Below are 23,749 nucleotides of genomic sequence, written 5' to 3' on the forward strand. Positions count from 1 at the left end.
ATGTACAGACGGGTGCGGAAAATCCTCCCGAAAGCTCGCCGCGATCCGTCCTGGCGAAATTCAGACGGCCTGCTTGAGAGCCGTTTTTTCCGCACGTAGTTCCTCGATCGAACGCACGTCGCGCCGCGCCGCACCCGCCCATTCGCGGGTCTTGACCCTGGATTTCGAAAGCCGTTCCTTCGCGGCCGGCACCGCATCGGCATATTGAGGCAGCCAGCGGGCCTGGGCGACGACCATCTCGTCCACCATTTGCCAAACCTCTTCCGGCGTCGAAACCGCGCCGACCAGCGGGTCGTGCAGGACCGCGAGCTTAAGCAGGTCGATATCGCCGGAGATTGCAGCATGAACCGACATGCGCTGGACGTTGATCGAGGAAATGCAGGTGGCAGCGCAGGCCTCCGGCAGCGTGATGCCGGCCGCCATGTTGATGCCGAAGCGATCGACGAAGCCGGGCGACTCGATGATGGCGTCCTGTGGCAGGTTGGTGATGATGCCGTTGTTCTTGACGTTGAAATGGCCGCGATAAACGCGGTTCGTCTCCAGCGCCTCGAGAATATGGCTGGCATGCTCGTTGGAGCGCTTGGCGGGATCGATCGGCCTGGCGGCGGATTCCAGAAATTGCGGGAACTCGGTTTCGAACCAGTTGCGTGTTTCGGTCGAATAACGAAGGTAGCCGCCGGTCTCGCCGTGGATCCAGTCGGACATGTCGATCCAGCGGGTGATTTCGTCCGGCCGCTTGCGATACCAGGGCAGGTATTCGGAAAGGTGGCCGTTGCTTTCAGTCGAATAGACGCCGAAGCGCTTCAGGACGTCGATGCGCAGCTTTTCCTGCTGCGAATAGACCGGATGCGCCTCGAAGGCGGCAACCAGCTCGTCCTTGCCGATCTTGCGGCCGTTGAGACGCAGGTCGATGAACCAGGTCTGGTGATTGATGCCGGAGCAGACGTAGTCGAGCTCGGTGCGCGACTTGGCGCCGAGCACTTCGGCGATCTGGTCGGCGCCATGCTGGACGCCGTGGCAGAGGCCGACGGTATCGACCCTGCCATATTCGATCGCCGCCCAGGTGTTCATGGCCATCGGATTGGCGTAGTTCAGGAATTTCGCCCCAGGCTCGGCGACTTCGAGGATATCCTTGCAGAAATCGAGGATCACCGGAATGTTGCGCTGGCCATAGAGGATGCCGCCGGCGCAGATCGTGTCGCCGACGCACTGGTCGATGCCATACTTCAACGGAATGCGGATGTCGTCCGCATAGGCTTCGAGACCGCCGACGCGAACGCAGCTGATGATGTAGCGGGCACCCTCGAGGGCAGCACGGCGGTCGGTCGTTGCCGTAACCTTGGTCGGCAGCCTGTTGAATTCGACGACCCTGTCGAGGATCGACTTGATCATCTGGAGGTTGCGCTCGCTGAGATCGGTCAATGCGAATTCAACATCCCTGAATTCAGGAACGCACAAAATGTCGGTGAAGAGCTTCTTGGTGAACCCGACGCTTCCCGCACCGATGATAGCGATCTTGAAACTCATCAGTCCTCACCTCGACCTGATCAAACGCTAGGGCAAAGGCGGCGAAAAGAAGCCTGGCCCGCCTGCCACGCTATGCAGGCTGGAATCCGGCACTTCCTCCCATCCGCTCTTTGACCGCGGTTTCTTTTGCTTTTCTCGAGGGATTATGCGCCTTATTCGGCACGCGACCAGAGAAGGATTATGCTTTTAGGGGTAATTTTGTGCTGCGGAACTTGATCGACATCGGCCCGGCGGGCAGGACGGTATCCCTGCCGCGCGGGCGCCAGCGCCTACACACCATGCCGACAAGCACCGGCTATGAAGTGCGCGAGAACGAGGTCTACGACTGGGATGGGCGCAAGCGCGGCCAGACGCCGTTTACCGTGCTCCAGCATTCGATCAGCGGCACCGGCCGATTGCGCTACGAGAACCGGAACTACCGCCTGCAAAAGGGCGACACTTTGCTGGTTCTCGTGCCGCACAACCACCGTTACTGGCTGGCCAGGGGCGAGCGCTGGGAGTTCTTCTGGATATCGATGAACGGCGAGGAGGCACTGCGCATCCACAAGTCGATCCTTGCTGCCGTCGGTCCGGTACTGCGGCTGCAGCCCTCGACGATCGATCATCTCGCCGATTGCAGCGTGCGCCTGATCACGGGCGCGGTCTCGCCGGGAGCCGCCTCGGCAGTCGCCTATGAAGCAGCCATGGCGCTCTACGACGATGTCTTCGGCTCGCATGCCGTCACCGACGACAAGAGCGCCATGCAGCCGGTCATCGATCACATCAAGGCCAATCTCGACAGGCCGCTCCGCGTTGCCGATCTCGCCGAGATCAGCGGCCTGAGCCGCGCGCATTTCTCGCGCTGCTTCGCCGAGAGCGAGGGACTTCCGCCCGCCGAATTCGTGCTGCAGCAGCGACTGCAGCGCGCGGCGAAGTTGCTGACGAAGGCCGATTTCCTGCCGGTCAAGGAAGTCGCCATCATGTGCGGCTTCGAGGATGCCAATTATTTTTCGAAGGTCTTCCGCCGCCTCTACGGCATCAACCCGACGCAGTTCCGCACTAACGGAATGTATGCCAGCCTGGGAACCGCCCGATAGCCCGATGGATTGGCACCGCGCTTGGCATCGGGTGCGGGAACGCTTTTGCTCCCCCTTGGTTTAGCACAAGAGAGCCTTGATCGCCGCTGCGGCAACCCAGTCTTGGCGGAGATCAGTCACAGATGTCAGGGGAGTGATCGATGAACAATCCCGATCCGAACAACCCGAATCCACTGCCGGACAATCCCAATCCTGAGCCGGCCCGGCCGCCTGCCCCGCCGGAGACGCCGCCGGGAGAACCTCCAGGCGTACCCCCTCCCTCGCCGGATCCAATTCCAACGCCGGACCAGGAGCCGATCGGAGTTCCTCCTGGCACGCCTTCCGAAATTCCTTCGGAACCGACCTTTCCCGGGCCGACCGCCTGAAGGGGCGGTCGGGTGGAAGATGGCAAGGGTGATTCCGGCGAAGCGCTCGAAACGGGTCCTGCCATGGAACGTTTTGCGCTGGCGCTCATTCACCCTTCCATCACGGAATTCGGCGGCGGGCCTGCAACCAGCGGAGGTCAAAATGAAAGTTGGCAACTGCATGACAAAGGACGTCGAGATCGCCAATCCGCAGCAAACCCTGCGCGATGCGGCAGAAATGATGGGGCGCCTCGACGCCGGCGCGATGCCGGTGGGCGAGAACGACCGGCTTGTCGGCATGGTAACCGATCGCGACATCGCAATCCGTGGCGTCGCCCAAGGCAAGACACCTGACGCCAAGGTACGGGAAGTGATGAGCACCGAGGTCAGGTATTGCTTCGAAGACGAAGACGCGGAGGATGTTCTGCGCAACATGGCTGACCTGAAAGTGCGCCGGTTGCCGGTGCTAAACCGCGACAAGCGCCTCGTCGGCATCGTTTCGCTGGGCGACCTCGCCACCAACAGCGAGACGGCGACAGCAGGTGAAGCGCTAAGCGGCATCTCGCAACCCGGCGGCGAGCATTCGCAAACGATACACTGACCGCGCAACCCCGGCCGGCCTTTGCTACGACCGAACCGCCGGCTGGATAGACGCCGGCCTGCCGGCGAAACTGTTCAGAGGCAAACTGGACTGCAACCCGACGAGGAGCGAGCCATGATTACTATGAAGGCCGTCCGTATCCACGATTTTGGCGGACCGGAGGTTCTTTCGCTGGATGCGGTTCCGTTGCCTCAGCCGCATGACGACGAGGTCACGCTCAAGGTCTACGCGGCAAGCGTCAATCCCGTCGACTACAAGGTTCGCGAGGGATCTTCGGGCGCGGATCTGCCCGTCACGCTCGGCCGCGACGTATCCGGCGTGGTGGAACTGTGCGGCACGCGGGCCCATACGCTGAAGAAGGGCGATCCGCTATATGCCATGCTCGGCAACGACCGCGGCGGCAACGCCGAATATGTCGTCGTCAAGGCAACGGAGGCGGCGGCGAAGCCGCAACGCTTAAGCCACACAGAAGCGGCCGCCGTGCCGCTTGCGGGCCTTACCGCGTGGCAAGGCCTGTTCGATCACGGCGGCCTCAAATCCGGGCACCGGGTCCTCATCCATGGCGGCGCCGGCGGCGTCGGTCATCTGGCGGTGCAGTTTGCAAAGGCCGCGGGCGCCTTCGTCGCGACGACCGTTTCCGCGCAGGATTTCAATTTCGTCCGCGCGCTTGGCGCCGACCAGGCGGTCGATTACAAGAACCAGCGCTTCGAGGAAGTTGTCGAGGACGTCGACCTCGTCTTCGACCTGGTAGGGGGTGAAACACAGGACCGCTCGTGGGACGTGCTCAAGCCTGGCGGGACGCTCGTCTCAACGCTTTCCGAACCATCAGCGGAGAAGGCCCGCCTGCATCGGGCTCGCGGCGTTTCCTATTTGACCAAGCCGAACGCGGCGCAGCTTGCCGAAATCAGCCGCCTCATCGACGCCGGGAAGGTCAGGCCGTTCGTGCAGGCAATCTATCCTCTCGAGGAAGTCGCCAAGGCCGAGGAACGGCTCGAAAAGCAGCACACGCGCGGCAAGATCGTGCTTCAGGTAGCCGCCTGAGCACTCGCCGAACAACAGGCCGCAGGCCAGTTTGCGGAGTGCTCGGACACAGGCCGTTTTCTGCAGCCCAGAAGCCCGGCGGCCGAGAGTTTGACACAGGACGGCGCGCCGGGCCTGGCCGGCTTACACGGGTGCCGGCTGAAGCAGCATGCGCCGGGTTTGCCGGGATGCGCAAATCAAACAAATCAAGGAGATGCAACGGATTGTGAGGCACGTCGCGACGACATCGTCGCACGCGCCGCCGTCAGTTAACTGCGAAGCGCAGGGCACAGCGTTTGCCGACAGGCGGGCTAGGTTTCTACCGGCCGCAAGCCGCAAAAAACCCCTTCAAACCGTCGGACACCGGCGATAGGTTCGAACCATGTCTCAATCCGCTAGTCCGATCTCCATTGCCCGTCACGATCAGATGTTTCCAGCGCTGGCTGAGGCGGACCTGGACCGCATGGGCCGTTTCGGCGAAGCCGTGTCCTATGCCACAGGCGAACGGATCGTCAAAGCCGGCGAGCTGGCACCCGGTCTGATCGTGGTCCTGTCCGGCAAGGTGGATATTATCCAGGGCGGCAGCTTCGGCCGGCGCGAAACAATCGTCACGCATGGTGCGGGCAATTTCGTCGGCGAGTTGGCGCAGCTTTCAGCCCGGCCCTCACTAGTGGATGTGGAGGCGATCGAGCCGGTCGAGGCGCTCGTCATCCCCTCACAAAGGCTGCGGGACCTGATGGTACAGGAAGCAAACCTCGGCGAGCGCATCATGCGGGCGCTGATCCTGCGCCGTGTCGGCCTGCTCGAGAGCGGCACAGCCGGACCGATCATTGTCGGACCGGTCGACAGCGGCGACGTGTTGCGGCTGCAAGGTTTTCTGGCCCGCAGCGGTCAGCCGCACCGGGTTCTCGATTCGGCTGCCGATCCCTGCGCCAGGACGCTGATCGAACGCTTCCATGTCGATATCCACCATTTGCCGATCGTGCTCTGTCCGAACGGCAAGCTGCTGCTCAATCCCGGAGAGAACGAGCTTGCCCGCTGCATCGGCCTGGTGAGGCCGATCGACTCCAGCAAGCTGTACGACGTAGCCATTGTCGGCGCCGGACCGGCCGGCCTTGCGGCGGCCGTCTATGCGGCTTCCGAAGGGTTGTCGACGATCGTGCTCGATTGCCGTGCCTTTGGCGGACAGGCGGGCGCCTCCTCGCGCATCGAGAACTATCTCGGTTTCCCGACCGGCATTTCGGGGATGGCGCTGATGGCGCGCGCCTACAATCAGGCGCAGAAATTCGGCGTCGAGATGGTGATACCGGACGAGGCGAAGCTGCTGGGCAGTGCAAGCGACACGTCCGGCGCCCATTACACGCTCGCTGTCGGCAGCGGGGAGACCGTGCGGGCACGGTCGGTGGTGATCGCCAGCGGAGCGCGCTATCGCCGGCTTGACATGGCAAACCTGGCGCAATTCGAGGGAACCTCCGTGCATTACTGGGCTTCGCCGATCGAAGCGCGGCTTTGCGCCGGACAAGATGTGGCCCTGGTCGGCGCCGGCAATTCGGCTGGCCAGGCTGCCGTCTACCTGGCGGCGCATGTGAAGAAGGTATGGCTGCTGGCGCGCGGCAGCAGCCTGGATACGAGCATGTCGCGTTATCTGGTGGAGCGCGTCAGGGCACAGCCGAACATCGAAGTGCTGGCTGAGACGCAGATCACGGCGCTGGAAGGCGACGACGGCAATCTTGGCAAAGTGCGCTGGCGCAACCGCGACACCGAGACTTCGCGTCCAATCCGCCACCTCTTCCTGTTCATCGGTGCCGACCCCAACACCGATTGGCTGGCGCAATGCGGCGTGGCGTTGGACGCGAAGGGCTTCGTTCGCACGGGTCCGGATATTGGCCAGGAACGTGGTGCGCTGGAGACGAACCGCGGCGGGGTGTTCGCGATCGGCGACGTGCGCTCGGGCTCGATCAAGCGCGTCGCGGCTGCTGTCGGTGAAGGCGCCCAGGTGGTTGCGGCGCTGCATGCATATCTCGCGCGAAACGGCAGTCTCGCCGTGGCGCCACAACTGATCAGGAGCGTATGATGGCAGACGAATGCAGGCACGTCGGGGATATTCGCGACGTGACCCCGAGCGCGCTCGGTTGCGAGGAATGCCTGAAGAGCGGTTCGCAGTGGGTGCATCTGCGGCTCTGCCGCACATGCGGCCATGTCGGCTGCTGCGACGACTCGCCCAACCGCCATGCCACCAAGCATTTTCGGGCAACCGGCCATCCTGTCATCGAAGGCTACGATCCGCCGGAAGGCTGGGGGTGGTGCTACATCGACGAGATCTTCCTCGACCTCGGCGACCGCACCACGCCGCAAAACGGTCCGATACCGGGCTTCATTTGAGCTTTTTGCGAGCGGGCCGCTAATCCAAGGCTGCTTCGGCTTGAGTGGGCGTACCACGTCCCTCTGGTGCTGCCGATGAACGCTCGCGCATGTGCCTGACGGTCTGAAGGACACGATCGGCAAGAGATGCAAGCACACCCTGTGCCGTGCGCGTCCCGATGACGGATTCCAGCGTAACCGCCTGCGTCGAGAATTTGTGTTTGAACGACTCTGCGCCACAGAGGAAATCGACAGTGCTCAAGCCGTGATCGATTGACCACTTCACGTAATCCATCAACAGGATCACACCCGGCGACGCCCGGCCGAAATCCGGATCGAACGTCGTCACGAAGGCCATCATCACGTCGTGCTGAACGAAGTTGATCGACACAGCGACCATCACGCCATTGCATTCGAGGACGAAGATATGCAGCACGCCGGCGCGCGCCAGCGCATCGACGAGCGCGGCGAGTACCGGCACGCCCTCTTCGAAGAGGTCTGACTCACGCATGCGCTCGGTCAGCCATTTCCGCTTCAAGGCCGCGAGGCGTTCCAGTACCGGTTGCAGCGGCTCGTCGGGCGCAAGCAGGCGAAATCTCACCTCTCCGGTTTCTTCCAGCGCTTTGATGCCGCGCCGATAGTTCTGGCGCGTCTTTTTCGACTGGTCCGCCAACCATGCCGCTCCGCTTTCCCATTGTCCGGCAACGCGATAGCTGACTTCCGTTCGGTGAAAGTGACGGAGCCTGATGCCGGCGGAAGCTCCCGGCGTGAAAATTTTGCGGGCCGCCGCATCCGGCGAGAGACGACTGATCAAGGCCAGATCGAAGCCACCTGCATCGCAGAGTTGGGTCCATAGCTCCTGCAGCGCCGACAACGAGCATTCCGGAGCGACGAGAATATCCCCATAGTCGGTATAGCTGCCGGCCGCCCATTCGAGAAACCGCAGCCCCCTGCGCCTGCCGATCGCCAGCGGAACGACAGCGACGAGTCTCTCGCCCTTCCAGACCAGGCCGATCCGCAACGCGCGCTGGTCACGGCGTTGTACGGTACTCCACCATGCCGAAATCCAGGGATGGCTTTGAAAGATCAGCCCGTCGGTACGATGCCAAAGCTCCATCCAAGCGGCTTCGACCGCAGCCAGGCGATCCGCCGAACGGACGATTTCCAGGCGCTCCGCGCCTAGGACGTCGATGGAAACAGCGGTGTTCATGAAGGAGAACTGTCCTGTGGCTGCGCGACCACATTGGGCCGTCTGTGAAACAGTCGCATGACATGCCTTGCCATCTTCTTGAGCGGCAGGATGTAGAGCCCAAAGAGCGACTGGTAATCGCGCACATCGCGATCGACCAGGCCAAATTTCAGGTCTTCATCCGGCTCCGGGACAAATTGCGTTCCGAACAGACGATCCCAGAACGAAAAAAGCAGGCCGAAATTCTTATCGTAGTGACGCGGGTCGATGCTGTGATGCACCTGGTGCCAGTGCGGACACAGGATGATGTTGTTCAACGGGCCGAACGATATTTTGAGATGCGTATGGCGAACAAAGTCCATCATCAGGATGTTGCGGATGACGTAGACGTTGATGCCGAAGATAGCGACCTCTACCGGATCGAGTGCGATCAGGCTCCAGATACCGAAGCAGATGCCCGGGATGACGCCATCCCACATACGGTTCATCAGATCGTCCAGCGGATGAACCCGGTCCTTGGTGATCCCCACCATCACTTCGGCCGAATGATGTACCTTGTGCAATTCCCACAGGAACGGGAAACGGTGCTGGGCGACGTGGTAGAGGTAGTATGAAATATCATAGGCGACCAACATGGTTGCGGTGAAGATGACGATCGTCACTGGTCCCGCCGGGCCGCCTAGAAGCGGCGCGTGGATGTTAAGGAACCAGCCAATTGCCTCGCGTGTGCCATAGCCCACCGCGACGACGAAGGTGACGCCGGCAGGAATAAGCAGGAAAGGCATTATCGCCCGTTTCGTGATCCAGAACAGGGCGTCGGCTCGCGCCGACGGGTGCAGGATGACTTCCTGTGGGAAGGCGAAGTCGAAAAAGTCCCTGAGGGACTTATGTTCGGCAGTTCGCCAGTAGGCGATCACCGCGCTGCCCAGAGCGGTGAGGAGAAGCAGGCCGAGCGTGGTCAGATTGACGTTCGAAAGCTTTTCCACAATCGCTCGGGCAAATTCGGGAAACATCGTTGCAGCGGCTCCTGGTCGTAAGAAGGCAGTCTGGGGTCGCAAGAAGGCGATCTGGCGAATAGCAAAGCACAAAATCCCGCCAAACCCGCTACGCCGCCTGCAACCAGTGGCTGTTGCGGACGCAGCGGGCAAAGCAGGCTGGATGGTGCGAGACTAGCAGATCAACGGTAACGAAACCGCTAAATGTCCAAACGTAATTAATGTCGAATACGGCTGGAACTCGCCCGGCAACTCTACGTTGGCGACGGTTTTTGCCATTGCGGCTGATGAATTGGGGCAAGATGGATATTGATCCCGGCTTCGCCCACTTCACCGTGCCAGGCGAGGCGTTCGGCTTGCTGCCTGGTGCCAAAACGCAGTGAAACCCAACCGCCTTGCCCTGGCATGTCACCGCCGGCGCCGATATCGAGCGCAGCATCGGGAAAGCGGATGGCCAACAGCGCCTCGTCGTCGCGCAACACCGTGACCGTGTTTTCGTGCCGGTCGGCATGGAGGCCGGCGGCCAGTTGGAAGACGATCTCGGACTGGCGCCTGCCGCCGAGCAGTTGGTCGGTGATGAGGATGCCATCGGTCTGGCGTGCCAAGGTGCGCTGATGCACGACGCCGAAGCGGCTTCTATAGCCGTCATGCCGGGCGCTCAGCCTCCAGTGCGTCCCCGGCTTGCTCTCCACCAGCGCTGCGACTGCCTTGTGCGACCAGTTGAAACTTCCAGCGATGGTGCTTTGGCTCTTGCCCTCGATGTTCAGCGTGTTGTGCGCCGGTGTGGAGCGGAACCAGTCGCGCCATGCGCCTCCCGAACCGTAGAGCCAGGTGCCGGGATCGACCAGCACCGGCTCACCGTCGATGCACAGGGTGAGCGACAGCGCGTCGGCATGGCCGTGGGCCGCTATCGAGAGATAGCCGAGCGGTCCATGGTCGAACGTCAGTTCGATATTGCGGCCATTCATTGCTCCGCGCCAGACGGAGAGCCCGCCTTGCGTGAACGTCTGCAAGCCATGCGCCGCGGGCGTCGGGCCCGACGGCGCACCAAAGAAAAGCGAACGAAAATCGTCGGGCTCCGGCGCGTTGCCCGGCGTCCCCAGTAAGCCGTGGATGGCGGCCGCGACCGATCGGATATAGTTCGGCTCGTCGCCCAGCTTCAGCACATGGCCCTCATCGTCGTCGCCGAAGCGGGCGGCTTTCTGTGGCAGCCAGCCGACGAAATTGGCGAAGGCGCCCAGACGCGCTTCGACGGCCGAGGGAAACGGCATTCCCGCCTGGCGTGCCGCGGCGGCGCACAGCAAGATGAGTTCGGCGCTGAAAGCTGCATAGGTCGGCGTTTGCTCGGCACCGGCGCCGTCGGCAAGAATCTGCTTGTGCGTCTCATTCAAAAGGGCGCTGCGGGCAATTTCGGATTCGGCCCCGAGCGCCAGGCCAACCAGATATTCGCCAGCCAACTCTGCGACAAGATGGTTGTTGGCGGAGGAATATCGCGACGGAAACCGCGGCAGCCAATAGGAGCTTGCCGCGAGTATCTCACCAGCTTTCCGCAGCGTCGCCGGGTCAAGCCGGTCACCGATAAGGTCCAGGGTGATGATCAGGCTGATGGCTCGCAGCGCTACTTCGATGCCGGAAGCCCAGCCAATGCCTCGGAACGGCGGATTGGCGGAATGCCAGCTGCCGATTGCCGCCTCGATGGCATTCCGGGATCGATTGTCCTCGCTGAGGAGCAGGTATGCAGCCAGTACTGGCAATTGCTGCAGCCGGTTGATCTCCCAGGCATATTTTATATCGCCAAGGTCGCCGCCATCGCGAAAATCGATATCGAAGGTATGAGCCTCGGGGCCAGGCCAAAGCCTGCCGGTCACCGGATCAAGACGCCAAAGCTCAGCAGGAAACAAAAGATCTGGCTCACGCTTTGGCCATGTCCGCCCGAGTGCCGAAAACCGGCCGTGAAGTATCTCTTGCGCGGCCGCCGCTATGGCTTGCCGTTGAGCGTCGGTCGCTGCCAGCGCAGCATGGCGAAATCCGGGCAGCACTGGGTGCAACTGCGGCGATGGATAGCGCTCCCACCCATCATCGCGGCGGCGCGACGCGATCCTTCGACGTTGCTCGCCCAGCCGGTGCAACACCTCGGCCGGTCCCATGCTGCGCAATCGGTTGATGTACCAGCCGATTCTCATGCACGCCCCGTCAACGTTTCGGTCCTTGTATACCATGCCGTCGAAAAGCTGCGGGCCGGCAATCTTCTTTCCCGTTCGTTGCGGTTAATATCTCCCGCGAGCATGCGGAGGGAGCGATGCAAAAAGCGGTGTATGTTGTTGCCTGGGTGCTCGCCTTGCTTGTGGCTGCCGACGCAGCGCCCATCCCTCTCAAGCGCGGCGTTGGCGTGCATCAGTGGCTCAACTGGTCGCCGGTGGACAAAGATGGAACCTACGTTTGGCCGCCCTATCGCAGCGAAAAGGAGTGGCTTGCGGAAAGCAGGCCGCTCACCGACTGGCCGGCCGGGGAGGTGTTTGCCCACATCCGATCGATGGGCTTCGACTTCGTCCGGCTGAGCGTCGATCCCGGCCCGCTGCTTGCCAGCGGGGACGCCAAGCGGCAGCAGGCGCTGGACATACTTGCCGCCGCCGTCGAGCGGATCACGTCGACTGGCCTCAAGGTGGTTTTCGACCTGCATGGCGTCACTCAGGTTCCAGACTACAGCATGGAGATGATCTATGGCGGCGCCGACAGCGAGGGTGTCGCCCGCTATCGTCAAATGGTTGTGGCGGTCGCCGCCATGCTGGTCAAGATAGGCACCGACAAAGTCGCCCTCGAACCTTACAACGAGCCCGCATACTACCCTTGCGATGCGAGCGGCAGCGATGACTGGCAACGGATCATGGCAGGGACCGTCCACGACATTCGAGCGGTCAGCAGCGAACTTACCATCGTTGCAACCGGCGCCTGCGGCGGCAGCATTGCCGGATTGGTCAACCTCAGCCCCGGCTTTGATGACCCAAACCTCTATTACAGCTTCCATATGTATGAGCCGCACAGCTTCACTCACCAGCGGCCCGATGACACAATCAGCTTTGCTTCGGGACTTCCCTGGCCGGCCGACAGCAGTACACCCGAAGTGGTGACCGAAACCCTTAGAGCACGGATGGAAGCTGCCGGCTTGAGCAGAGTCGAGCAGATGATGAACATGGCCACCGAGCGCCAAGCAATCGCGAAATATTTCGAGCAGAACTGGGGCCAGAGCCAACTGGAGGCGAGCTTTCGCCAGGCTGTCGACTGGGCTGAAGCCCATGGCATTCCCAGCCGGCGGCTCTTCATGGGCGAATTCGGTGCTATCCTCATGTCCGCGGACGGCCGCATGGGCGCTTTCGAGGCCGACCGTTCGCGCTATCTCAAGGCAGTGCGCCGAGAGTCCGAACGCTTTGCGATCCCATGGTCTGTCTGGGAGTTCTCCAATCCCTATGGGATGAGCCTCATCCCGGCCGATGGCGCCCCGGTACCCGACCCGGAGATGCTGCAGGCATTGGGCCTGCCATAAGTGCCGCCAGTCCCCTCACCAGCGAACAGCCGGTGGCAACCCCTGACCGCCGGGCCCGATCGAGGAACGGGCCTGTTGCAGCTTTCTCCCGGTTGGGTTGTGTTGGCACGAAGTGTTTAACACATTTGTTGTACTGGAGTGGAGGAATGCGCGCCTAGGGGGAACAATGTGTGGAATTGCCGGATGGATCGGTCGAAGGGCCGATAATCCACAAGAGCAGGCCGCCAGAATGTCAAACGCATTGCGGCATCGCGGTCCCGATGCCGAAGGCACCGAGATATTGGACCTGAATACCGGCGAGCAACAACTGGCATTGGTCCATCGCCGCCTGGCGATTATTGACTTGGCGCCTGAGTCGAATCAACCGATGCAGATTGAGGACGGTCGTCTCAAAATAATTTTCAACGGCGAGATATATAACTACATCGAGCTTCGCCAGGAACTGATCGGCCTTGGCCATCATTTTCGAACGCGCTCCGATACCGAGGTGCTGCTCCGAGCCTACGATCAATGGCACTTGTCCATGTTCGACCGGCTGAGCGGCATGTTCGCCTTTGCACTCTGGGATGCTCAGAGGCAGGAATTGATCCTCGCCCGGGATCCTTTCGGGGAAAAGCCGCTTTACCTCATGCAAAGCGAAAAACTGCTGCTGTTTGCCTCGGAGATCAGCGCATTGTTGTCGTCGCAGCAAGATGCGCAGCAACTCGATCTGGATGCCGTGCACGAGTATCTGAGCTGGCGTTATGTGCCGGGACCACGCACGCTTTTTAAACAGATCCGCAAGCTCAATCCCGGAAGCTATGCTGTTTGGTCGCAAGGGGTAGTCAAGGAAACGCGCTACTATACGCCTCCGGACCAGGCGGCCCTGACCAAGCGAATCGACGGAAAAACCGCCAAGCGGCGATTTCTGGAACTGCTCGACCATTCCGTCGAGATCAGGATGCGCAGCGACGCACCTTTTGGGGCCTTCCTCTCCGGAGGACTCGACTCCTCGGCTATCGTCGCCCTGATGGCGAGGCACAGCGCCACACCTATTCGCACGTTTTCCGTCGGGTTCGACGACGCAGCCTATAGCGAACTTGCATTCGCCCGGCGCGTTGCGGATCATTTCAAGACCGATCATTGCGAACTTGTCATCCAGCCAGGCGATCTGATGGATCACCTGCCGGCGATGGTTCGCCAACGCGGCGCACCTGTTTCGCAAAGCAGCGATATTCCAATTTACCTGATGTCGGAGCGCGCCTCCCAGGACGTCAAGATGGTGCTCAGCGGAGAAGGAGCCGACGAGATTCTCGGCGGCTATCCCAAGCATCGCGCGGAATCACTGGCCGGGATCTACCAGTCGCTTGTTCCAGCCTCGCTGCACGACAACGTCCTTTCCCCTTTGGTACGCGCCATGCCGGGCGCGTCGGCCAAGGTCGATACGTTTGCCCGCACCGCGGGCGACAGGGACTTTGCCGCCCGGATGGTCTCCTGGTTTGGAGCCGTTTCGGCGCAGCAGCGCGCTTGGCTGATCGGTGCGTCCGCAAATCGCCGTTATGAGCGCAACGACTTTCCGTTCTCGTCAAGCGCCACGGCTTCCCATCTTCGCCGCGTGCTGTTTTTCGATCAGACATCGTGGCTGCCCGACAATCTCCTGGAACGAGGCGACCACATGATGATGGCCGGTTCAATCGAAGGAAGAATGCCGTTCCTCGATCGCGACCTGGTTTCATTCGTCAGCAAATTGCCCGATCGCTACAGGCTGGGTTGGTTGCACAGCAAGCAGATCCTGCGCGACAGCATGGCCAATATCCTCCCGGAGGAAATTCTCAGCCGCCGCAAGGTCGGGTTCAAGGTACCGGTCGCCGAATGGTTTCGCGGATCGATGAGGAACTACGTGCATGACCATCTTTGCTCGCCTCACTCCGTCATTCGCAGCTATCTGAGTCCGAAGCAGCTTGATCAAATCGTCTCGGAACACACCACGCGTGCCGCCGACCACGAAAAGCTGATATGGGCGCTGTTGAATTTGGAGATATTCCACCGCGAATTCAGGCTGGAAGCGCCGCCGCGATCGTCGGCCTCAGCGCTTGACCGGTTGACGGCTTGACGCCGCCGACCGCCAAACATCGCAGATTGCGCCGACAAACGGGGCGAGTTCAAGCCGTTCCCGATGCACGGCCATGGCACCGGCACCAAGCCTTGCCCTCAGTGCCGGGTTTTCCGCAAGGCGGCTCAGCGCCTCGGTCAACGCTGTAACATCGCCTGGCGGCACCAGCAGCCCGGATTGCCCGTCGGTGATTATGTCTTCGACGGCGCCAACCGGGGTCGCCACCACCGCCAAACCGGCTGCCATGCCTTCGATCACCGACATCGGCAGATTTTCGGCGAAGGAGGGAAGAACCAGAATATCGGCCGAAGAAATCAGCGATGCGACATCGTCAGGTCCCACCCAACCCGGAAAGGCGATCCGGTCTGCAATCCCCAGCGCGGCTGATTTTGTCCGAGCCGCCTCGACTTCGCCATCGCCGGCAATCGTCGCGCGCCAATTCTTGGCAGGGCTCATGCGGTGCAGTGCCTCCAGCAATTGCGGTACGCCCTTGCGGTCGCCGATCCGGCCCAGGAACAGGATATGCACATGGTCGCCGCCGCCGACATGCGCCAGCGACGGGACTTCGGTCGCATTGGGCACGATCACGATATTGCCGGCAGCGCCCGGCGCCCGGCTGGCGACGAAATCGCGCCAAAGCCTGCCCAAGACGATCACCCGATCGGCATGCTCGAACAGAGCTTTGATACGGCGGCTTACGAAACCGCGGTCGGCTTTCCAGAATGTCTGATACTGCGCCCCGTGCAAATGCAGGACATAAGGTATCGACAGCAGCCGTGCACAGGCGGCGATCACCATCTTGCGGTAGGTGCTGCCGGAAACTGAGATGTTGATATGAATGACATCGGCGCGTCCAGCCAGACGCGCCTTAAGCATCCGTAAGCAAAAGCCGAGCATATAGAAGATCGAAAGTCCGACATGCCCCGGGCCACGACTGGCAAGGAAGCACACATCGATGTCGGCGATTTCTTGCCGTTCGAACTCCTGCTTCAGCGCCCCCATGATGCGGTCGATGCCGCCCTGCCCCGAAACGCCCGACGGCGTCGCGACCAGGACATGTATTTTTCGATCGGATATGAGGCGCTGCAACATGATGGTACTCTAAATAACACAGACCGGGTAACTGCAAAGCAAACGTTCCCGATAAGGTTTACGGCAAATCTTTTAGTTCAAACTGAATCTGTTCACCCTTCGCCGTCATCGCGCTGGATTTTCCGCCAGTCGGCGGCTAGTCGAAGGTGAGTTTTCCAGGGACACGCCCTTGCTGCTTCGTTCCACGCTCATTTATGCCCCGGCGATCCTGCTGACGCGAATTTCAGCGCTGCTCCTGCTGGTCGTCGTGACGCGTCTGATCGACCAGACCGAGTACGGCCTGCTCACCTTGGTGGTGACCGTCGGTGAAATGACCGACATTGCCGTCACCAACTGGCTGCGCATCGCCTTGCTCAGGCTTGGGGGCAAGGGCGAAGTCAGCCGCGGCAGCCTGATGCTGGCCGGGCAGGTGTTGCTTGCCACTACGGCCCTGGCGCTGGTCATATCGGTAGGCGCGTCGGCGGTGATCGTGCCGGAACGCTGGGTCGAGTTCGCGATCGCGGTCTGCGGCTATCTGGTCGCCGGATCCATCAGCCGCTTCGCGTTGACGGTGCTGCAGATGCAGCAGCGCCATTCGGTCTATTCGATGCTAGAAGCCCTGCGTGCCCTGCTGCAACTCGCATTGCCGATCGGCGCCATCCTTGTCTTCCAGGATAGCTTTCTGACGGTATCGCTGGGCTCGAGCCTCGGCGCCTTGATTGCCGGCATCGTGGCGGGCATCATGGCATCGCGACGGCTCGTTACCGGTCCGCCGCGTTTCACCCACAGGGACTTCTTTGCGCTCGGTGTACCGCTGATCATCATGGCGCTGGTTGGCTTCGGGCTCAACAGCGCGGAGCGTCTGTTCCTCAAGATCTATTACGATGCCAGCGCTGTGGCGATCTTCGCAGCAGCCTATGCGCTGGCCCGCCAGCCGATCGACATGGTCGCCAACGCCATCAACATGGGCGCCTTTCCGGAGGTGGTCAGCCGGTTCGACGAGGATGGGCCCGCGGCGTCGGGCCGGCTGCTGTCGCAACTGATGGCGCTGATGATGCGGCTTTGCCTGCCGATTGCAGCGATGCTGGTCGCGCTCAGCAGCGATATCACCGCGCTCATGCTGCCTTCGCAATACCACGGCCGCTTTGGCCTGCTGTTTCCGATCATTGCCTTCAGCGTGCTGTGCGCCAACCTCACCAGCTTCGTCTATGGCGTCGTGGTGCACGCGCACAAGCGGCCGTGGCTGCTGATCATCGCCAATCTCTTCGGTTCGGTGGCAACAATCGCATTGTCCCTGCTGTTGATTCCCCCGATGGCGGAGATCGGCGCCGCTTTGGCGCTAGCGGGCGGCTCGGTGGTGGGCTCCATAACCTGCATTATCATCAGCGAGCGGCTCACACCGGTGCCGGTGCCGTGGCGCGACATCGGTGTTTCGGTGATCATCTCGCTCAGCACGGGGCTGGCCGCCAAGCTTGCCAGCATGGTGGTGGGCGACTTGCCGGCGATCTTCTCGCTTGTCGCCGGCGGCACTGCCGGTGCTGCGGTTTTCTTCGGGCTGACCTCGTTGTTCCACCCTGTGGCAGCGACGCAATTCGTCGCCCAGCTGCGCGCGCGGCTACGGATCGCGTAGGGCCGAAGTCCAAGGCCAACGGCCCTATTTGTGGGAAAGCGAACTTATAAACCGGCGTTTCGGCGCCAGCGACGCTCCCAGAACTCCCGGCACAGCAGCCCGGCATAGGCAGTGTTGGTGTCGTAGTAGCGGCGCCACAAGCGTCGCGGCTCCTGGACGACGCGGAACAGCCACTCCAGGCCGGCCGCTTGTATCAGCTTCGGCGCACGGGCAACCTTGCCGCCATAGACGTCGAAACTGCCGCCCACGCCCATCACGAAGCTTGAGGCGAGTTCACCGCGGTAGCGTTTGAGAAAGCGTTCCTTGCGCGGTGTCGGCATGGCCACCAGCAGGCAGTCGGCGTCCGAGGCGTTGATCGCCGCGACGATCCCGGCCTCGTCCTCCGGCTTGAAATAGCCGTTGCGCATTCCCGCTATACTGAGACTCGGATGGTCTTTGGCAAGTCTCGCTACAACCGCGTCGAGAACGTGCTGTTCGGCCCCCAGCAGATACGGCCTAAATCCACGCTTTGCGCAGAGGCTTAGCAGATTGATCATGATGTCGACGCCCGCCACCCGCTCGGGCAGCGCGACACCGCACAGACGTGCACCCCAAAGCACGCCGATGCCGTCGACATTGACAACGTCCGCCCCGGCCACGTCCTCGCGTAGTTCGGCATTCTGGCGCATGGTCACCAGCTTGGCGACGTTCACGACCACATGATGCAGCGGCCGCCGCAGGGTCATCGCCTCGTCGGCGATGGCCAGCGTCTCTGCCATGGTCAGCGCATGGATAGGTGCGCCAAGGAACTCCCGGCGCCGTGACGCCAACAGGGAATGCTGCGCCCATGCCGGGGCGTGCGCGTTCATGCGGCCTGCTCCCTTGCAAGCGTCACTTGTGCGACCTCTGGTTTCTTGCCTTCGATGCGGGCGTCCGGCTTGCGTGCCTTGCGCCACGTCCACAGGCCCCTCGTATCGACGAGCTTCTTGTCCTTGAGCGCCTCGGGGTCGACCAGATTGAACTGCCGATGGTCGACCAGGAGGACGACGATATCGGATTTGTCGATGGCCGAAAGTGCGTCGGTGAACACGATGCCCCTGCCCTCGAGCTCATGCGGCAGCGCATTTGTGTTGGGTTCAGCCGCAATGATCTTCACATTCGGGATATCGGACAGAAGCTTCACCACCTCGACGGCCGGGCTCTCGCGCAAATCGTCGATGTTGGCTTTGAAGCTGAGGCCAAGACAGGCGATCGTCTGTTTGCGGGAGGGGTCGAGCAAGGCCTCGATATCCCTGACCACCGACATGGGCCGCTCGGAATTGATCCGGCGTGCCGAAGCCATCAGCCGTGTGCTGTTGGGTGCAGCGTCGATGATAAAATATGGATCAACCGCAATGCAGTGACCGCCAACGCCCGGACTCGGCTGAAGGATATTCACGCGAGGGTGCCGATTGGCGAGGTCGATCACTTCCCATACGTTGAGCGAGAGATCCTGACATACTGCGGCAAGCTCGTTGGCAAAGGCGATATTGACGTCGCGGAACGCGTTCTCAGTCAATTTCACCAGCTCAGCACTTTCGGCCGTTGTCATGAACAGGTCGCCGGTGACGAAGGTCGAATAGAGTGCCGCGGTCCGTTCCGACGATTTGCGGGACAATCCGCCGATCGAGCGATCGTTGTTGATCAGCTCGGTCAGCACCTTTCCCGGCAGCACGCGCTCGGGCGAATAGGCAACCAGCACATCGGCGTCTTCGCCATGCTGGACAGGAAATTTGAGATCGGGCCGCAACTCGGCAAGCAGGCCGGTCATGATACGCGTGGTTCCCACCGGCGACGTCGATTCCAACACCACAAGGTCTCCCCGCTTCAGCACCGGGGCGATGCTTCGTGCCGCCGCGAGCACGTAGGTCACGTCCGGCTTATGATCGTGGGTCATCGGGGTCGGCACGGCGATGATATAGGCGTCCGCCGGCTGCGGCGTGCTGTAGGCCATGAGCTTGCCGTTCGCCACGACCTTCTGGATCAGACCGTCAAGGTCCGGCTCGACGATGTGGATTTCGCCGCGATTGACCTTCTCGACCACCGCTCCGTTGACATCGACGCCAATGACGTTGAGCCCGCGGCTGGCGAAAATGGCGCAGGTCGGCAGGCCGATATAGCCCATGCCGATTACGGAAACGGTTTTGATTTCAGCCATGGTGCAGCAGTTCCTCAACAATCCGGTTACTGGCCCGGCCATCGCCATATGGGTTGTGTCGTTCCGCCATGCCGCGATAGGCAGCCTGATCGTCGAGCAGGCGATTGGCGTTTAACAGGATTTTCTCGACATCGGTGCCGACAAGACGGGCGGTGCCGGCCACGATCCCCTCGGGTCGCTCGGTATTTTCGCGCATCACCAGCACCGGCTTGCCGAGCGAAGGCGCTTCTTCCTGCACGCCGCCGCTATCGGTAAGCACCAGATAGCTCTGCTTCTGCAGGTACAGGAACGGTAGATAGTCCTGCGGCTCGACCAGATGGACGTTCGGCACGCCTTCCAGCTCTGCGTTGACCACCGAGCGCACATTGGGGTTTGGATGGACAGGGTAGACGATCTGCACGTCTCCGCGCGCCGCCAATCCCTTCAACGCCGTACAGATGCGCTGGATGCCGCCGTCGAAATTCTCGCGGCGATGGCCGGTGACGAGGATCATTTTCTTGGAAGGGTCGAGGAAGGGGAAGCGGGCAGCGAGCTTCGCGTTCATCAGCCTGTCGGCATCGATCGCGCTTGAAAAATGCAACAGCGTGTCGATCACCGTGTTACCGGTCACGAAGATGGTGCTTTCGGCCTTTCCTTCGGCGATGAGATTGTCGCGTGCCTGAACGGTCGGCGCAAAATGCCAGGTGGCGATGTCGCCGGCAATCTTGCGGTTCAGTTCTTCAGGAAACGGCGAGTTGATGTTGTGGCTGCGCAATCCTGCTTCGACATGAGCGACCGGGATACGCTTGTAGAAGGCAGCCAGGGCCGCGGCCATTGCCGTGGTGGTGTCGCCCTGCACCATGACGATATCGGGCTTCGCCTTGTCCAGCACCTCGGCCATGCCCAGGAGCACGCGCGAGGTCACGTCGAACAGCGACTGGCCGGGTTGCATGATGTTGAGATCGTGGTGCACAGGCAGACCGGTCAGCTCGACAACCTGGTCGACCATTTCACGATGCTGGGCGGTGATGCATATTTCGGTGATGAAGCCTGGATGAGCAAGGGCGGCGCGCGCCACTGGAAAGCATTTGAGTGCCTCCGGCCTCGTGCCGAACACGATCAGCAGTTTCTGCCTGGAGGGCAGTTTTGGACGTGAAAGGACGTTCATTGCTGATCCTGGTTGCCTGCAGCCTTCGGGACATGCCGACTATTGCCCGCAAGAGCCATAATAGCGCCGGGAAGCGCCTTCGTGATCTCAATTCTTAATATATGATTAATAACCAAGGCCGCGTTCTCCCGGCTTAACTCTTGTGAAAGGTTGGGCTGACAAGTAGTCTATGGCGGTAGTCTTGAAAAAGAATATATTGGATTGACTAATATTTTAATCATCGGCCACGCCGACGCATCCCGGCGCTGGGAGAATGAGCTTCTGGCGCGGTTGAGTGCGGCTGGACATGCGGTTTCGAGTTGCCGCGCGGCGGCGCCTGAACCCAATGCGCGCGGGATGGATAATGTGCTGGCGCTCGAGGGCCGGCGCTTCGGCCCCTCACTGGCAAGCCGTTCCGGGCCGCTGCCGTCAGGCGATACCGGTCCAGTCGATCTTATAGTCGATCTCACCGCTACCGCCGCACGACGGGGCACGCCTGTCCTGACGCTCGAATTTTGCGGCCATAGCAGCTTTGCCGCGGGCATGACCGAGATGCTGGCGAGCGGGCGTTTGCCAGAACTCACCGCGCGCCTCGACGGCGTTGCCGTCGCCAGGGCGCGGCCGATGATCAGCGATCGGCTCTGGCTGTCCCGAACCAGCAATGACCTGCTCGCCGGCGCCATCTCCCTGATTGCCCAATGTGTCGCCCGCTTTTCGACGGGCAAACTTGCGCCGATTGCCGAGAGCCCGGCGCCGCCCCTGAAGAAAGGCGGTTTTGTCAGGTATTATCTGCCCTTTTTCGGCAGGGGATTGCTCGACCGCGCCGTGCAAAAACTGCGACGTGGCCGGCGCCCCTTCTATTGGCAGGTCGCTTACCGGCTGATCGACGGTCCAGGTGTCGCCGAAACCGGACAGCTGGATGGCAAGCCGTTCACCGTGCTTGCCGATGACGGGCAGCGATTCTACGCCGACCCGTTCGTTCTCGAGCGCGACGGCCGTCACTATCTTTTTGTCGAGGAGTTTCCCTACGCCACCGGCCGCGGCGTGATTTCTGTCGCCGAACTTAGCACCGACGGCACTTTCAGCGTGCCGAAACTGGTGCTGGAGGAAGCGCATCACCTGTCATATCCGCAGGTGTTCGCTCACTCCGGCGAGATTTTCATGATCCCTGAAAGCGCTGCGGCGCGAGAACTGGTGCTCTACCGTGCGGTGCAGTTTCCGGATCACTGGGTGCGCGATACGGTGCTGATGACGGACAGGGATTTCAACGACGCTACGCTGCTCGAATCCGACGGCCGCTTCTGGCTGTTGGGGACCGAGCGGTTCGGTCACGGCAGCGCGTCCGACACGATGGCCGTCTATTCCGCTCCGGCGCTGCGTGGGCCCTGGGCTGCGCACGCGCTCAATCCGGTCGCAGTCGATCACTCCGCCACTCGACCGGGCGGCGCTTTTATCCGCCAGGGCGACGCTTTGCTGCTACCGGTGCAAAACGGCTTGAGAGCCTATGGCGGTGGTCTGGGCTTGATGCGACTGGATCGGCTTGATAATTTCGACGTCCGTTTCGAACTGCCCCAGCCAATCGATCCCGGGCCGGCATGGGCTCGGTCCGGCATTCACACGCTCAATCGCGCGGGCCGTGTCGAGGTTGTGGATAGCGCCGGCTGACCGGTTTGGGGTCCGGGCTTAACGGATCTCAGTCGGCTTCAATGCAGCGACCGAAGACTGGTCCCTGTAGGCAAGCAGCAACACCACGATGATCGTCATGTCCGGCGTTTTTGACGAAAGCGCGTTGTTCGACAGCGCGGCAAGCAAGAACGTTATGGTGCCGATCCATGCGGGCAGCGGCGCCCCGCGCAGCAGCCGGAAGACAAACCAGAATATCAGCGCTGTAAACAGCAGGGCTATGGGCAGGCCGAAGAGCAAGATAATTACCACAGGCGCGCTTTCGATGTAGGGCAGATGCAGCTTCTGCCTGACGATCGCCAGCAGGTCGTCAACGTTCATGCCGAACAGGATGTCGTTCCAGCTGACTAGTCCGAATACCTGGTAAATGGTCACCCGGGCCATGAAGTTTTCGTCGAAGATGGTGTTGCTGAATCGATTCAGCAGACCGCCCGCAAACAGTACAGCTACGAGCACCGCGCCACCGGCGACGGTGAACATCAGTACGAAAAATTTGGCCTGCCGCTCGTATTTGAGCGATAGGCCCGGCCAGGGCACGAACAGTAGCAGAATGAGGATTTCCGCCGTGGCGAGCATCAGCGCAGCGCGAGCGCCTGACGCAGCGCAACCGATGAATAACAGGAAGATCGCCATCACCCGCATCCAGATGCGCCAGTGCGTCAGCGGCACGAATCCAATGCTTGTGGCGCAGAGCGCGCCCAGTGCCAGCGGATGGGACGACAGGCCAGTTGGCCTGAATTGCAGTTCGTTCAAGCCATAGGGCAACAACCGATGTTGAGTCACCGCCTCGATGGTGCCGATGACAGCGCTCAGGACCGCCATTCCAAGCACGACGTCTCCCAACGCCCGCCGCACCTCTGCATTCAATGCCAGCATCAACAGGCCTGTGGCGCCGGCCACCAGATAGGTATCGATGATGAAGCCGGAGGAGCCCGCACGGCCGGTAACGAACAGATAAGGCACCAGCGCGAACATCAGCACCGAATAGCGGATCAACGCCTTGAATATTCCAATTTCATCGCCGTGCAGCAGAAACGGTCGGCTGAAAAGAACGACAGGAAGCAGCAGGATGATCGCATAGGTGCCGAAATGCAGCTTTTCGTAGAACGAGCCTCCCTGGGCCGTATAGTCGACGACCATGTTCATCACCTGCGGCGACACCGTAAAGCGAAGCAGGAGCGCGAACGCCGCGCACAGGAAAAACAGCAGCGACAGCGCGTTCTGACGGCGCGCTCGGCTGGACAACACTCGTTCCGAAGCGGCAGCGGGATAGCTCATGGCCCATCCAAATGGCGATATTCGAACGGCATTCTGGGC

Annotated in this window: 18 protein-coding genes; 9 read left to right on the top strand and 9 right to left on the bottom strand. The window is 61.4% G+C overall.

What is annotated here, in order from left to right; translation table 11 throughout:
* Positions 1 to 60: 60 nt before the first annotated feature.
* Positions 61 to 1,527: an alpha-glucosidase/alpha-galactosidase gene (locus NKH21_RS15345; RefSeq protein WP_352865944.1), complete on the bottom strand. Its 1,467-nt coding sequence runs from the start codon at positions 1,525 to 1,527 to the stop codon at positions 61 to 63.
* Positions 1,528 to 1,727: 200 nt separating this feature from the next.
* Here NKH21_RS15345 and NKH21_RS15350 point away from each other — a divergent pair, with 200 nt between their 5' ends.
* From NKH21_RS15350 to NKH21_RS15370, 5 genes are all read left to right on the top strand, one after another.
* Positions 1,728 to 2,603 carry an AraC family ligand binding domain-containing protein gene (locus NKH21_RS15350; RefSeq protein ID WP_502903354.1) on the top strand — a complete coding sequence of 292 codons (876 nt, stop codon included), beginning with the start codon at positions 1,728 to 1,730 and terminating at the stop codon, positions 2,601 to 2,603.
* Positions 2,604 to 3,110: 507 nt separating this feature from the next.
* Positions 3,111 to 3,548, top strand: a complete 438-nt coding sequence (locus NKH21_RS15355; RefSeq protein ID WP_352662389.1) for a CBS domain-containing protein — start codon at positions 3,111 to 3,113, stop codon at positions 3,546 to 3,548.
* A 114-nt stretch (positions 3,549 to 3,662) separates the two neighbouring features.
* Positions 3,663 to 4,589 carry an NADP-dependent oxidoreductase gene (locus NKH21_RS15360; protein ID WP_352661893.1) on the top strand — a complete coding sequence of 309 codons (927 nt, stop codon included), beginning with the start codon at positions 3,663 to 3,665 and terminating at the stop codon, positions 4,587 to 4,589.
* Positions 4,590 to 4,950: 361 nt separating this feature from the next.
* Positions 4,951 to 6,642, top strand: a complete 1,692-nt coding sequence (locus tag NKH21_RS15365) for an FAD-dependent oxidoreductase (protein ID WP_352661896.1) — start codon at positions 4,951 to 4,953, stop codon at positions 6,640 to 6,642.
* Positions 6,639 to 6,950, top strand: a complete 312-nt coding sequence (locus tag NKH21_RS15370; RefSeq protein WP_352661899.1) for a UBP-type zinc finger domain-containing protein — start codon at positions 6,639 to 6,641, stop codon at positions 6,948 to 6,950. The genes NKH21_RS15365 and NKH21_RS15370 overlap by 4 nt, the downstream gene beginning before the upstream one ends.
* 19 nt (positions 6,951 to 6,969) lie before the next feature.
* Here the strand turns inward: NKH21_RS15370 and NKH21_RS15375 are convergent, their stop codons facing one another.
* The 3 genes from NKH21_RS15375 to NKH21_RS15385 all read right to left on the bottom strand — a co-directional run bounded on the left by NKH21_RS15375 (position 6,970) and on the right by NKH21_RS15385 (position 11,296).
* A complete protein-coding gene (locus NKH21_RS15375; RefSeq protein WP_352661902.1) occupies positions 6,970 to 8,139 on the bottom strand; it encodes a GNAT family N-acetyltransferase in 1,170 nt (389 codons plus the stop codon).
* The gene (locus NKH21_RS15380) at positions 8,136 to 9,131 is read right to left on the bottom strand and encodes a sterol desaturase family protein (protein WP_352865948.1); all 996 of its coding nucleotides are present in this window, start codon (positions 9,129 to 9,131) and stop codon (positions 8,136 to 8,138) included. The genes NKH21_RS15375 and NKH21_RS15380 overlap by 4 nt, the downstream gene beginning before the upstream one ends.
* A 236-nt stretch (positions 9,132 to 9,367) precedes the next feature.
* On the bottom strand, positions 9,368 to 11,296 hold the full coding sequence (locus tag NKH21_RS15385) for a heparinase II/III family protein (protein WP_352865950.1): 1,929 nt from the start codon (positions 11,294 to 11,296) through the stop codon (positions 9,368 to 9,370).
* Between the two features lie 116 nt (positions 11,297 to 11,412).
* Between NKH21_RS15385 and NKH21_RS15390 the strand changes: the two genes are divergently transcribed.
* Both NKH21_RS15390 and asnB read left to right on the top strand, forming a co-directional pair.
* Positions 11,413 to 12,654 carry a glycoside hydrolase family 5 protein gene (locus tag NKH21_RS15390; RefSeq protein WP_352661911.1) on the top strand — a complete coding sequence of 414 codons (1,242 nt, stop codon included), beginning with the start codon at positions 11,413 to 11,415 and terminating at the stop codon, positions 12,652 to 12,654.
* Between the two features lie 166 nt (positions 12,655 to 12,820).
* The gene (asnB, locus tag NKH21_RS15395; protein ID WP_352865953.1) at positions 12,821 to 14,746 is read left to right on the top strand and encodes an asparagine synthase (glutamine-hydrolyzing); all 1,926 of its coding nucleotides are present in this window, start codon (positions 12,821 to 12,823) and stop codon (positions 14,744 to 14,746) included.
* Here the strand turns inward: asnB and NKH21_RS15400 are convergent.
* Positions 14,720 to 15,838 (bottom strand): glycosyltransferase family 4 protein, encoded by a 1,119-nt coding sequence (locus NKH21_RS15400; protein WP_352661917.1) that lies wholly within the window; start codon positions 15,836 to 15,838, stop codon positions 14,720 to 14,722. The genes asnB and NKH21_RS15400 overlap by 27 nt on opposite strands.
* Positions 15,839 to 16,007: 169 nt before the next feature.
* On the opposite strand from NKH21_RS15400, the gene NKH21_RS15405 reads away from it, so the two are divergent.
* Positions 16,008 to 17,447: a lipopolysaccharide biosynthesis protein gene (locus tag NKH21_RS15405; RefSeq protein WP_352661920.1), complete on the top strand. Its 1,440-nt coding sequence runs from the start codon at positions 16,008 to 16,010 to the stop codon at positions 17,445 to 17,447.
* 44 nt (positions 17,448 to 17,491) lie between these two features.
* Here NKH21_RS15405 and NKH21_RS15410 read toward each other — a convergent pair whose 3' ends face one another.
* From NKH21_RS15410 to wecB, 3 genes are read right to left on the bottom strand one after another with little or no spacing between them, the layout of a single operon-like run.
* On the bottom strand, positions 17,492 to 18,295 hold the full coding sequence (locus NKH21_RS15410) for a WecB/TagA/CpsF family glycosyltransferase (RefSeq protein WP_352661923.1): 804 nt from the start codon (positions 18,293 to 18,295) through the stop codon (positions 17,492 to 17,494).
* Complete coding sequence (wecC, locus tag NKH21_RS15415) at positions 18,292 to 19,623, bottom strand: UDP-N-acetyl-D-mannosamine dehydrogenase (RefSeq protein WP_352541698.1); 1,332 nt, start codon at positions 19,621 to 19,623, stop codon at positions 18,292 to 18,294. Before wecC ends, NKH21_RS15410 begins: the two co-directional genes overlap by 4 nt.
* Positions 19,616 to 20,770, bottom strand: a complete 1,155-nt coding sequence (gene wecB, locus NKH21_RS15420; RefSeq protein ID WP_352661926.1) for a non-hydrolyzing UDP-N-acetylglucosamine 2-epimerase — start codon at positions 20,768 to 20,770, stop codon at positions 19,616 to 19,618. Before wecB ends, wecC begins: the two co-directional genes overlap by 8 nt.
* A gap of 201 nt (positions 20,771 to 20,971) precedes the next feature.
* Between wecB and NKH21_RS15425 the strand changes: the two genes are divergently transcribed.
* On the top strand, positions 20,972 to 22,414 hold the full coding sequence (locus tag NKH21_RS15425) for a glucosamine inositolphosphorylceramide transferase family protein (protein WP_352661929.1): 1,443 nt from the start codon (positions 20,972 to 20,974) through the stop codon (positions 22,412 to 22,414).
* Positions 22,415 to 22,432: 18 nt separating this feature from the next.
* Here the strand turns inward: NKH21_RS15425 and NKH21_RS15430 are convergent, their stop codons facing one another.
* Positions 22,433 to 23,710: a VpsF family polysaccharide biosynthesis protein gene (locus tag NKH21_RS15430; RefSeq protein WP_352661932.1), complete on the bottom strand. Its 1,278-nt coding sequence runs from the start codon at positions 23,708 to 23,710 to the stop codon at positions 22,433 to 22,435.
* Positions 23,711 to 23,749 lie beyond the last annotated feature (39 nt).

This window comes from Mesorhizobium sp. M1329 (assembly GCF_040318035.1).
Taxonomy (GTDB): Bacteria; Pseudomonadota; Alphaproteobacteria; order Rhizobiales; family Rhizobiaceae; genus Mesorhizobium.